The sequence below is a fragment of the Pseudomonas sp. IT-P4 genome (genome assembly GCF_949767755.1).
In the GTDB taxonomy this organism is placed as follows: Bacteria; Pseudomonadota; Gammaproteobacteria; order Pseudomonadales; family Pseudomonadaceae; genus Aquipseudomonas; species Aquipseudomonas monachiensis.
The window spans coordinates 90221-102095 of sequence record NZ_CATKPX010000027.1; the positions used below are offsets into that span (position 1 = coordinate 90221).

Here is an 11875-nt window from a genome sequence, read left to right on the forward strand (position 1 = left end):
GAAACTTTTCAAAACTAACACCACGAGCGTGTGAAACGGGAGCCCCTGAAGTGGGATCTGTCGCACAGAAATGCAAAAGCGGCGCAGAAATGAAAAACCGCTCTATCAATGCTTACATTCTGCCATCACCACTTTGCAGGTACTTGGCGTGCCACCGGATCGGCCGGCATAACGTATGCAATTACTCAGGGATTTCTGCCGAGCCATGTCCAGGGTGTCGCCCCAGGCGAGGCCGCCTTCGCCGACAGTGGGGAGGGCTTTTGCATAGCAGGCCGAGCCGACGCTGGAGGCTGAATAGCGAGCCGTGCTGGCTTTGCCTGAGCAGCCGGCGATCAGCGCCAGATCGACGGCGAGCAGGGATAGCAGGAGCCATGACGAGCATTGTCGCGCAGTGTGTCCCGTCATCCCGGTTCCCCTGCAGCAAGAGGCGCATTTGAGACCGTACCTGGCCGGATCAGGGCCGGGGCACACTCTTTCTCTGAGCCTATCCTTGCGGCATCGATCCTGCTGCTCCTTTCGTCCGCTTTCCTTCGTACAGCGTGTCTGGCCGTCCGAGAGCCGGGCCGAGGTCGCTACAGGCCACTGAACATGCTGATGATCACGGCATTAACCAGGTCAATGAAAAAGCCGCACACCAGCGGCACGATCAGGAAGGCCTGGTGCGCCGCACCGTACTTTTGCGTCACGGTCGACATGTTGACGATGGCCGTCGCCGTGGAACCGAGGGCAATCCCGCCGAATCCTGAAGCGATCACGCTGGCTTCGTAATTGCGCCCCATAAAGCGGAAAACCACAAAATACGTATAGGCGACCGTCAGCAGGATCTGCAGGGTCAACGCGCACAGAATGAACATCAACGCGCCGCTGAGCTGCCAGAGCTGAAGCCCCATCAGGGCCATGGTCAAGAACATGCCCAGGCAGATATCGGAGATCAGCGACAGGCCCAGGCTGGCACCGCTCCAGGTTTTCAGTCGCTGGTCACCGACAAAGGCCAGAACGAGGTGGTGAATGACGATGCCCGCGAACAGGCAGCTGACAAACTTGGGCAGGGTGATGCCGGCATCGACCAGCAGCAGGTTGAGTCCATAGCCGAGCATCAGGGTCAGGTTGAGCCACATCCACGCCCAGAGCACGTCGTAGTAGTCCAGCGCCTTGCCCGGTTGTTGCTCGAGAATGCCGACTTCCAGCTCCGCATCCCTGGACGGCGTCAGTTGATAACGGCGAATCAACTGGTTGGCGATTGGGCCACCGATGACGCAAGCGGCAATCAGGCCCACGGTGTTACTGGCGATGCCCAATTCGTGGGCGTTGCTGATGCCCAGTTTTTCGACAAAAAGCGGTGCCCAGGCCAGGGTGGTGCCCACCCCACCCGTGAGGGAAATGGAGCCCACCATCAAGCCCGCCTTGGGATCAAGCCCAAACGCCTCGGCCACACCCATGCCCAGGGAGTTCTGCAGCAGAATGAACACGGCGGCGAGCAACAGCAGGATCAGCAGCGGGCGCCCACCCTTGAGCAGTTGGCGCATGTCCGATTTCAAGCCTATGCCGGCAAAGAAATAGAGCAGCAGGGTGTCGCGAACTTGCAGATCGAATTCGATCTGGATATTCAGGCCGAAGTACAGCAAGGACGTCACCGCCGCACAGACGAAACCGCCAACTACCGACTCCGGGATGCAGTATTGACGCAGAAAGGCGTTGTGCTGGACGAGGGTCTTGCCGAGGAAAAGCAGGAGGATGGCGAGGGTAAAACTCACGAGGCCGTGAATCTGGAAGAGCTGTGAAGTCATTTAAGGCCTACCAAAAAACTGGAAAATCATTATCAGGATTCGCTCGTTCAATGTTTAGACCTGTATCAATGAATGGTCGAAACAGCCTTGCTCGTCCAGATAGCTTCCCAATCATCAGGTGCGTCTGTGCGCCAGGGGTGAGGACAGCCTAGCCTAAACGGAAAAACCCATCCGGTTTGGCACAGGCCGCCATCACGCTCCCGATGGCCAGTCAGACGGGAACTTCAGCGCTTGATCAGTGAGATCTTCGTTCCCTCGATACTGACGCCCGCCATTAATCCTTGCTGGTCGAAGATGAACGCGTAGGCGTCGTCCTTCAGCGTCGAGCTGGACAGGTTCTTTGCAACCCCTTCATCCACCACGACTACCGTTGGCCCCACACCGATTTCCCAGCCTTTGGTTTTGGCAACATAGTCCACGGCTTTATCGGTCATCAGGAAAACCGCATAGCCGTACGACTGGGCGCCGGCCTGCAGCCCCCATGAACCGCTGACGGAGTTGTAGTAGTTCTCGACTTTCGAGCCTTTCATCAGTACGCCTTCGCCATAGCTGCCGCCGAACACGAGACCGGCCTTGATGATGTTCGGGAAAACCAGCACCGCCTTGGCCTGGTGCGAGATGGTTTCGGAGAATGGATGGCTCTTGTAGAGCGTTTGCAACGCCTGTCGAGCGTCGGCATTCAGATCCTCGGCGGTGGCCGCTGCGGCATTGTTCAGTAATGCGGCCGATGCCAATGTTGCAATCGCGAGGAAGAACGAGAGGAAAAACCGTATTGATTGAGTCATTTGCGTACTCCGCTGAGGGAGCAGGGGGATGAGAGCAGCGGCAAGTGCCCGCGTCACGCAGGAACCGAACCCACTGAGGTTATCCGGCGCACCCTGAAATGTGTGAATTGCAGGCTGCGCCCCTGAATGAAGTGGACTCTGGGCCACTGATCGTTTGCGCTGCCATCAGCTGTTATGACCACTGGGTAATGGCCGGGTTCGCTGTCAGTTCTGCTTCTTGCCGCCAGTTTCACCTTGCGAAGGGTTGAAATCGCTTCGTCCCGCGCTCAATGCAGGCAGCAAAAGGCCCGCGCAATGGCGGGCCTTCTGTTTGGGGTCAAATCCTTTTGTGCTTCCAATCTGCGCTCCATCTTGTGATCGTTTCGTGAAAAGCATGTCGTAGCAAGTGAAAAAGCCCGGTATGGGCCAAGCTCTTTGTAGATGGGCCAAATCCTTTTGGCTGATCCCATTGTGATGGGTGGATGTGACGACGACATGACAGGGCTGACAGGAAAAGCTGATCGCTGCCAGAAACAGGCTTTCGCTCCAACGAGCTGAGGAATCGAACTGTCCATGCACTTTTATAAAGCGCCATGCACAACAACTTGCACCAGTCGGAAGCGCCGCAAAGCGCTTTCGCCCGCGCCAGCTCCAGCGTCGTGACAATCCCCCCAGGCTCAAAAACCAGTGTTTCCAGATAGTTGAAGTCACTCTGTCGCAGGCTGGCACAAAGGCTGCAAGGCTGTCATCAGGTCCACCTGGAGAGCATTCGTGTGGACAGCCCCCTCGGTCAACGACGATCGATTGGCCGAGCAGGTCGTGGGCAACATCGGTGGATCAGGCATAGACGTCTGGTTTCAACACCGCCAAAGAACAGGCAAAGACGCCTGGAACCGAAAGGTTTCAGGCGTTTTTTTTTGCTTTTAAAACCGTGATTGGCTCGGGCTGGGTGCTTTCTATGAATTCCAATGTTGCCACGTTGAACAAGATGCAAACGCTGATCGTGATCGGTAATGGCATGGTCGGACATCATTGTGTCGAACAGTTGATCGAGCGGGGAGCGCTTGAGCATTACCGGCTGCACGTCTTCAGTGAAGAGCCGATGCGCGCCTATGACCGTGTGCATCTTTCCGAGTACTTCGCAGGTCGTGATGCCGAGTCGCTGGCGCTGTCCGATGTGTCTCTCTACCAGACGCCCGGCGTTACGCTGCATCTGGGTGTGCCGGTATTGGAGATCGACCGCGTCCGTCGCCAGGTGGTCACCGCGCAAGGTGGCGTCACGTATGACAAATTGGTCCTGGCCACCGGTTCTTATCCGTTTGTTCCGCCCATCGAAGGCGCCGAAGGTGAATCGCGCCTGGTCTATCGCACCCTGGAAGACCTCGATGCCATCCGGGCTGCGGCGGCCAATGCCCGGCGCGGTGTGGTGGTCGGCGGTGGCTTGCTGGGGCTGGAAGCCGCGAACGCGTTGAAGAGCCTGGGGCTTGAAGCCCACGTGGTGGAATTCGCTCCGCGCTTGATGCCGGTACAGCTCGATGACCTCGGTGGCCAGGCGCTCAAGGCGCAGATCGAGCGACTGGGCGTCGGTGTACACCTGTCCCGCGCCACTCAATCGATCAGCGCGGGCGAGCAGTACCGCTATCGCATGAATTTCGCCAATGACGAATGCCTCGAAACCGACCTGATCGTGTTTTCCGCCGGTATCCGCGCTCAAGACGCGCTGGCCCGTCAATGCGCACTGCAGATCGGTCCGCGCGGGGGCGTGGTGATCGACGACACGTGCCTGAGTTGCGACCCGAACATCTACGCCATCGGTGAGTGCGCCTCATGGAACGGCAGCCTGTTCGGCCTGGTCGCGCCGGGTTACCAGATGGCGCGCAGCGTCGCGGCCCGTTTGTGCAACGAAGTCGCCGAGCCGTTCACCGGTGCCGACATGTCGACCAAACTCAAGCTGCTGGGGGTGGATGTCGGCTCCATCGGCGACGCCCACGGCAACACCCCGGGCGCACGCAGCTATCAATTCATCGACGAAACCAGCGCCAGCTATCGCCGCCTGGTGGTGGATGCCAGTGGCAAACACGTCCTGGGTGCAGTGCTGGTCGGTGACAACAGCTATTACGACACCTTGCTGCAATACATGCAGAACGGCATCGCCTTGCCAGCAGAACCCGCCAGTCTGATTCTGCCGTCCTCCGAAGGCGCGCCGACCCTGGGGCCGGGTGCGCTGCCGGAGTCGGCCACGGTGTGTTCCTGTCATAACGTCACCAAGGGCTCCATCTGTTCGGCCATCGACGGCGGTTGCACCGACCTGGGCCAGCTCAAGTCGCAGACCAAGGCCTGTACCGGCTGCGGCGGATGCGCCGGGTTGCTCAAGCAAGTGTTCGAGCATGAGCTGATTGCCCGTGGCGTCAGTGTCGACAAGAGCCTGTGCGAACACTTCGCCTACACCCGCCAGGAGCTTTATGCGCTGGTACGGGTAGAGGGCGTGATCACCTTCGATGAACTGTTGGCCAAACATGGCCGTGGCCACACCGGTTGCGACGTCTGCAAACCGGCGGTGGGCTCGATCCTCGCCTCGTGCTGGAACCAGCCGATCATGGACACGTCGCTGGTGCCGTTGCAGGACACCAACGACACCTTCATGGCCAACATGCAGAAAAACGGCACCTACTCGGTGGTGCCACGCATCGCCGGGGGCGAGATCACGGCGGACAAGCTGATCGCGATTGGCGTGGTGGCGAAGAAATACGACCTCTACACCAAAATCACCGGCGGGCAGCGCATCGACCTGTTCGGCGCACAGTTGCATCAGTTGCCGGACATCTGGTCCGAGTTGATCGAGGCCGGTTTCGAAACCGGGCATGCCTACGGCAAATCGACCCGCACGGTGAAGTCCTGCGTCGGCAGTACCTGGTGCCGTTATGGCGTGCAGGACAGCGTGAAAATGGCCCTGACCCTCGAGGATCGCTACAAGGGGCTGCGTTCGCCGCACAAGCTCAAGTTCGCGGTCTCCGGTTGCACCCGTGAGTGCGCCGAGGCGCAGAGCAAGGACGTGGGCGTGATCGCCACCGAGAAAGGCTGGAACCTCTACGTGGCCGGTAACGGCGGCATGCGCCCGCGCCACGCCGAGTTGTTCGCCACCGACCTCGATGACGCCACCCTGATCCGTTACATCGACCGCTTCCTGATGTTCTACATCCGCACCGCCGACAAATTGCAGCGCACCTCGGTCTGGCGCGAGAGCCTGGAGGGCGGCCTGGATTACCTCAAGGACGTGATCATCAACGACAGCCTGGGGCTTGGCGCGGAGCTCGAATCGCAGATGCAACTGGTGGTCAACCGCTACGAATGCGAATGGGCCAATGCCCTCAAAGACCCGGAAAAACTCAAGCGTTTTCGCACCTTCGTCAACGATCAACGCCCGGACCCGGACATCCATTTTGTCCAGGAACGCGGTCAGCGCCGGCCGATCATGGCCTCTGAACTCCACCTTATCCCTGTCATCGAGGAGATTGCCTGATGAGCCAGTCCGATACCCAGCGAGCCTATTCCAGTTCGTCCCTGGTCAACCCCGATGCCTGGCAAGCGGTGTGCAGCCAGGAAGATCTGGTGAGTAACTCCGGCGTCGTGGTCTGGCTCGACGGTGCACAAGTGGCGCTGTTCTACCTGCCGGCTGCCGAGGGCAAGACCCTTTATGCCGTCGATAATCATGACCCGCAATCCGGGGCAAATGTCATCGGGCGCGGGTTGATCGGCAGCATCAAGGGCGACCTGGTGATTGCCTCGCCACTCTACAAACAGCATTTCCGTCTTGAGGACGGCAGTTGCCTGGAGTACCCGCAGCAGCGCCTGCGGGTCTGGCCGGTGCGCCTGAACGCAGGCCTGGTTGAGGTCGCGGTGGCCTGACCAGATGGATTTTGCCGGGGGCTGTGCCAGGTTCCGGCGGAGTCGATGATCAATGACAAACAGTATCGGAGGCTCGTATGAAAACAGCCGCACAACTGCTGAAACTCAAGGCCGTGCAGAACCGGCGGGTGCATAGCATCGCGCCAGACCAGACGGTGCTTGAAGCATTGAAGATGATGGCGGAAAAAAATGTCGGTGCCCTGCCCGTCATGGAGGAGGGGCAGGTGGTCGGCGTGATCAGCGAACGCGACTATGCGCGCAAGGTCGTTCTACAGGGGCGCTCTTCGGTCGGTACGCCGGTCCGGGCCATCATGAGCGCACCCGTCGTGACAGCAGACAGTCAGCAGAGCATTGAGCGTTGCATGGCGGTGATGACCGACAGCCATCTGCGCCATCTGCCGGTGGTGCAGGGCGACCAGTTGATCGGCCTGTTGTCGATTGGTGATCTGGTCAAGGAAGCCATCGTCGAGCAGACCGAACTGATCCGGCAACTGGAACACTACATCCGCGGACATTAAAGCGACCGGGGGCAGGTTGGGTCTGCACGCTTTAAAATCCAGGCCGGTGTAGCAAGAGGGCCTCAAGGAGGCCCGCATCGCTAATGCCTGTTGTGCTCAGTTCGCCTTTATCGGCACCGTCACGGTTTTGCCGAAGGCCGACTTGATGGTCGCCGTCGGGTTAGGCGACGGACCACTGCCGGCAGTGGTCACCGCTATGTTCCAGCGCGCGCCTGTCGGTGTCAGCGTCAGGACGGCGGCGCCAAGGTTCACCGTACCGGTTGTGGTCGTGGCCGTCGCCGTGATGGTATTGCCCGTGCCTCGGGAGGTGGTGCCGGACAGGACCCAATACCAGCGGCTGTTGCTGCGGGCGGTGACGGTGGCGCTGGTGACGATCAGGCTCTCGTTGATCGCTGCCGAGACCGCCACGGACACCGTCGCCGGTGCCGACTCCGCGTTCCTGGCATCGCTGGCCCTATAGGAAAAGGTCGCGGTGAACGGCGCGGGGACGGTGGCTGGTGGTGTGTAGGTCACGCGCAGGCCATCGGTGTTGACCACGCCCTTGCCGGAGTCCGGTTGCTCCAGACCCACCACTTTGAGCGGCACGTTACCGTCAGGGTCGGTGTCGTTGGCCAGCACGTTGATGATCACCGGTTGACCGGTGTTACTGATGGCGCTGTCGGGGTTGGCAATCGGTTTTTGGTTATCACCGTCCTCTTGACGTCTATCGCCAGTGCGGAAGGTCGGCAGCGCAGCGGAATTGACGTAGGTGACGCCGTCCCAGCCGGGCAGGGGCGTTGGCATCAACTGGAACTGGCCGGGGTGCTCGACGTCCCAGCGCAGCAGCATGGAGGTGTCCTCGTGCTGGGTGTTGTGGCAATGCTCCAGGTAAGTCCCGGCGAACTCGCGGAAGCGGATCGCAATGTCCACGTCCACCGAGCTGTCGATGCCTTCGCCGATGCGATAGACGTCCTTGCGTGCCCATTTTTCCCATTCCGGTGGGGCCTTGCCATCACGGTTGAGGACAATGCCTTCTTCGAAGTGCACGTGCACCGGGTGGCTCCAGCCGTTGCCGCCGTTCCTGATTTTCCACACCTCCAGGGTGCCGTCGCCGGAGAACCCGGCAGGGGTCGGGCCGGTGGCCAGTTGCGGAGCGGCACTGATGATTCGAGGGTCCATCTGGAAGCCCAGGCCGCCGTCGGTCTTGATGGTCCAGGGTTCTACGTCGGTACCGTCGGAGCGACCGAAGATGAACTCGCGATGCCGCGCCGCGTTGAGCTTGGCCTGCACCGCCGGGTCGTCACGGTTGAGGGGCAGCGGCAGCATGGTTTTACCCACCGGCTTGCCCGGTTTGGCGGGTTCGAAGTCGGCAGGGTTCATGCTCACGTCCTGGCCGGCATAAGGCTGGACCACCATCTGCAGGAACTTGCCCACCACCGGGTCGCCGTTCTCCCATTGCAAGCCGTTACTACCGAGCTTGAGCACCGCCTTGTACTTGCCGGACAGGACATCGGCCAGGCTCAGCGGCAGACTTTCCGGACCCTTGCCGTCGTGGTGTTCCATCAGGTTGACGAAGTACAACTTGTCGCCGGTGCTGATCCCGTTTTTCGCGAAGTTGACGATGATGTCGTAACGCTCGGCGATGCCCATGGAGGGCAGGATGGCGTTGTGGTCCTGCAGGTCGCCGTCGGCGTCCAGGTCCATGCTGCCGTCGAATGGCACGGCGTGTTCCATTAGGTTGCCGTCGTTGGCGATCATGTGGAACGGCACGCGGGTGTAAGACAGGCCAGAGCCTGTCGGGCCGGGGAATTCGCCACCGGTGCCGATGATTTCACGCACCAGAGCGATCCTGAAGAAACGTGACACCGAGCCATTGAGAATGCGGAAACGATAGCTGCGCGCCCGCACGTTCAGGCGCGGCTGGTACTGCCAGTTGACCAGGATCTGGTCGCCGAGAAAGCCATCGGTGTTGAACGGGTTGAACCACAGTTGGCCGTTCTGATCCCAGGCCTTGTCGGCCACCGTCAGGTTGACGTCATAGTCGCGGTTGCCCCAGGGCAATGCCGAGCCGCTGGGCAGGCGCAGGTTGACGCCGTCTTGCAGCGCTTCGTTGCCACGATCCAGGGCGCTGTAGTAGTTCATCATCGTCGCGTTGCCCTTGTAGACGTTCTGCGCGGTGAAATCGAGCATGTGGTCGTGGAACCAGTGGCTGCTCATGGTTTCGCGCCAGTCGCCACGGATCTTGATGCTGCCGTTGTTGCAGGTCTTCAGGCCCGGCGTGGCATCGTTGACATACAGGGTTTCGCCCGGGGCGCAGGGGAAAGCCGCGCGCGGATCCTGGGCGCTGGTGTTGATGGTGTCGTAACCGGCCAGTTGTATCGGCCAGCGATAGTCGTAGTACTGCCCCGGAAAGAAAAACGCATTGGTAAAACCGTCGCTTTCGGCCGGGGAGTGGCCGTTGTGTTCGTGGGTGGTGAGTGTGTGCAGGCCGAAACCCATGTTGGCCGACGGATCGATCGGCAGGGCGTTGTAGTGACGCATCAGCACCGCTTGGCCGTACCGCACCATCAGCAGTTTTGGCGGGAAGGTGCCGTCGAAGGTCCAGAGCGCCTTGTGGTTCTGAATCGGCATGTTGGGGTGAAAGCGGGTGTCGATGCCTTTGGTGGTGCCCACGATGATCGGATTGTCCGAGGTCTGGTTGTAGAGCCCGCCAGGCCCGAACTCACCGACGGCGTAGTTGTGCAACTGCCGACGGTCGCGCATGCCGCCGTTGAGCTTGGCGCCCGCTTGAGCGGTCTTGAAGGCGACCTGCGGGTAAAACTCGTTCCAGCGCTGGTGCGACCAGCCTTTTCCTGGCGGACGACCTTCGGCAGGCGAGCCGACCGGATGGCGGTTGAGGAAGGCTTCGATCTGCGCTTTCCAGGGGTTGCGGTCCAGCACGTTGGAAAACTGCGACGGAAACGGATACAGCCCCGGCTGGCGCATGAAGGCTTCCAGCGCCGCGGCCGAAGGACCACTGCGGGCGATGTTGTTCGGGTCCTGGGTGGGCGCCGGGCCGACGATCGGCACCGGGAAGGTCAGGGCGGGTGGCGGCAGTGTCGGGTCGAGTTTTTCCGTGCCGAACTCTTCGAACAGCAGCAGTTGCTGAGTGTAAGGCTGGGCCCCGAACAATGGGCTGGGCTTGCCATTGGTGGGGATTTTGAAGGATGTCTGCAGGTTTGGCGGCAGCACGTTGTCGACCGTTGGCGTGGTGCGGGTACCAAAAACGCCATTGGGCAGGGCGAAGGCGCCCGTGTTGGCGGGTGGCATGGCCTCTATGGCTTCCAGCGCCGCCTTGGGGTCGGCCGGGGGATTGGTAAACGCCGAGGGGTCCGTCGGTGGTGGCGGGCCGAAATCATCCAGCGGGACGGCGTTGACGGTGGTCATGGCCAGGAACATCGCACAGGGCAGGCTTGACCTGCGCAGCAAGGCGATGGAGCTGCGTGGTGGTGTCGTGCTTTTCATTGTTCACCCCTCGCGTGATGCCCCGTCGTCTCAATAGCCGGGACGACAGCTGTTGCGGGTACCAGAAGGGTGTGCAACTAATGAGCCACTAGCCTGGGGCGAAGAAAAAATTCAATCCGATTAACAGGCTGTTTCTGAGTGGTTCAAGCCAGAGAAGGGGGGAGTGGGGGATATTCCTCAGGTTTGGTGGCAAGCGCCTGGCTGGGTGGGTGTAGTGCTCCATTGATGGAGAGAGTAACGGCCCGGTTTCACCGACCGCTTTTTTGTCAGGGGCTGCTGATCTGAGGCGATATGGATTCAACCGGTCGATGCAACACACTGGATTGCGTGCAGGCACGCGTGTTGCAGATCGGCAGTACGACCCGGTAATAGTCGGGTCGGAGATTTCAGGGCGGGGCGCAAGCAATTGGTCGAAAAAATGCGGAAACGATCAGGGGAGTGACGGCCGGGAAAGCCAAACCCCGAAAACGACAAAGCCCTGAATAATCAGGGCTTTGTCGTATAAAGATGGCGGAGGCGATGGGATTCGAACTCATGGACCTGTTACAGTCGACGGTTTTCAAGACCGTTGCCTTAAACCACTCGGCCACACCTCCGTTTGCGTTGCGGGCGCCATAATACCTGAATGAAACACACTGTCAAACTCTCTGCATAGCTTGTTACAGAGCGTCTGTTATGATCTTTGCGACTGAACGTTTCAAACCAACAGGAGTGTCGCCATGCGCGAACAGGATTACGCAGTTAATAACAGCGTGCAGGCTGAGCAGCTAGAGGTTAGCCGCGTCCTGCGCAACACATACGGCTTGCTCGCCCTGACCCTGGCATTCAGCGGTGTGACAGCCTACGTTGCCCAGCAGATGCATGTTGGCTACCCGAACATTTTCGTGGTGCTGATCGGCTTCTACGGTCTTTTCTTCCTCACCAACAAACTCCGTGATTCGGCCTGGGGCCTGGTGTCGGCATTTGCCCTGACCGGTTTCATGGGTTTCCTGCTGGGCCCGATCCTCAACCGTTACCTGGGAATGCAGGGCGGCGCTGAAGTGGTCAGCTCGGCGTTCGCGATGACGGCGCTGGTGTTCGGCGGCCTGTCGGCCTATGTGCTGATCACCCGCAAGGACATGAGCTTCCTCGGCGGTTTCATCACGGCAGGCTTCTTCGTGCTGCTGGGTGCGACGCTGGCGAGCCTGTTCTTCCAGATCAGCGGCCTGCAACTGGCGATCAGCGCAGGTTTCGTGCTGTTCTCCTCGGTCTGCATTCTGTTCCAGACCAGCGCCATCATTCATGGCGGCGAGCGTAACTACATCATGGCCACCATCAGCCTGTATGTATCGATCTACAACCTGTTCGTCAGCCTGTTGCAGCTGTTCGGCATCATGGGCCGCGATGACTGATCGTCGGTCTTGAAGTAAAAAAACCC

At 60.1% G+C, this 11875-nt stretch carries 9 protein-coding genes and 1 tRNA gene; 4 read left to right on the top strand and 6 right to left on the bottom strand.

Going from position 1 to position 11875, the window contains the following annotated elements; genetic code table 11:
- Positions 1 to 105: 105 nt before the first annotated feature.
- From ACM6IT_RS11175 to ACM6IT_RS11190, 4 genes are all read right to left on the bottom strand, one after another.
- A complete protein-coding gene (locus ACM6IT_RS11175) occupies positions 106 to 405 on the bottom strand; it encodes a hypothetical protein (RefSeq protein WP_082562971.1) in 300 nt (99 codons plus the stop codon).
- Between the two features lie 167 nt (positions 406 to 572).
- Complete coding sequence (gene gltS, locus ACM6IT_RS11180) at positions 573 to 1787, bottom strand: sodium/glutamate symporter (protein ID WP_409079006.1); 1215 nt, start codon at positions 1785 to 1787, stop codon at positions 573 to 575.
- A gap of 224 nt (positions 1788 to 2011) precedes the next feature.
- A complete protein-coding gene (locus ACM6IT_RS11185) occupies positions 2012 to 2572 on the bottom strand; it encodes a YSC84-related protein (protein ID WP_056725134.1) in 561 nt (186 codons plus the stop codon).
- A gap of 204 nt (positions 2573 to 2776) precedes the next feature.
- Complete coding sequence (locus tag ACM6IT_RS11190; RefSeq protein WP_414918005.1) at positions 2777 to 3262, bottom strand: hypothetical protein; 486 nt, start codon at positions 3260 to 3262, stop codon at positions 2777 to 2779.
- Positions 3263 to 3509: 247 nt separating this feature from the next.
- Between ACM6IT_RS11190 and nirB the strand changes: the two genes are divergently transcribed.
- The 3 genes from nirB to ACM6IT_RS11205 all read left to right on the top strand — a co-directional run bounded on the left by nirB (position 3510) and on the right by ACM6IT_RS11205 (position 6975).
- Positions 3510 to 6071: a nitrite reductase large subunit NirB gene (gene nirB, locus ACM6IT_RS11195; protein ID WP_409079004.1), complete on the top strand. Its 2562-nt coding sequence runs from the start codon at positions 3510 to 3512 to the stop codon at positions 6069 to 6071.
- Positions 6071 to 6457, top strand: coding sequence for a nitrite reductase small subunit NirD (gene nirD / locus ACM6IT_RS11200; protein ID WP_056725130.1), 387 nt, complete (start codon positions 6071 to 6073; stop codon positions 6455 to 6457). Before nirB ends, nirD begins: the two co-directional genes overlap by 1 nt.
- A 77-nt stretch (positions 6458 to 6534) precedes the next feature.
- Complete coding sequence (locus tag ACM6IT_RS11205) at positions 6535 to 6975, top strand: CBS domain-containing protein (protein WP_223542804.1); 441 nt, start codon at positions 6535 to 6537, stop codon at positions 6973 to 6975.
- A gap of 96 nt (positions 6976 to 7071) precedes the next feature.
- On the opposite strand, the gene ACM6IT_RS11210 is transcribed toward ACM6IT_RS11205, so the two are convergent.
- Positions 7072 to 10392 carry an Ig-like domain-containing protein gene (locus ACM6IT_RS11210; protein ID WP_414918009.1) on the bottom strand — a complete coding sequence of 1107 codons (3321 nt, stop codon included), beginning with the start codon at positions 10390 to 10392 and terminating at the stop codon, positions 7072 to 7074.
- Between the two features lie 574 nt (positions 10393 to 10966).
- Positions 10967 to 11054: transfer RNA gene (locus ACM6IT_RS11215), tRNA-Ser, on the bottom strand.
- A 123-nt stretch (positions 11055 to 11177) separates the two neighbouring features.
- Between ACM6IT_RS11215 and ACM6IT_RS11220 the strand changes: the two genes are divergently transcribed.
- On the top strand, positions 11178 to 11849 hold the full coding sequence (locus tag ACM6IT_RS11220) for a Bax inhibitor-1/YccA family protein (protein ID WP_056724337.1): 672 nt from the start codon (positions 11178 to 11180) through the stop codon (positions 11847 to 11849).
- Positions 11850 to 11875: the final 26 nt, after the last annotated feature.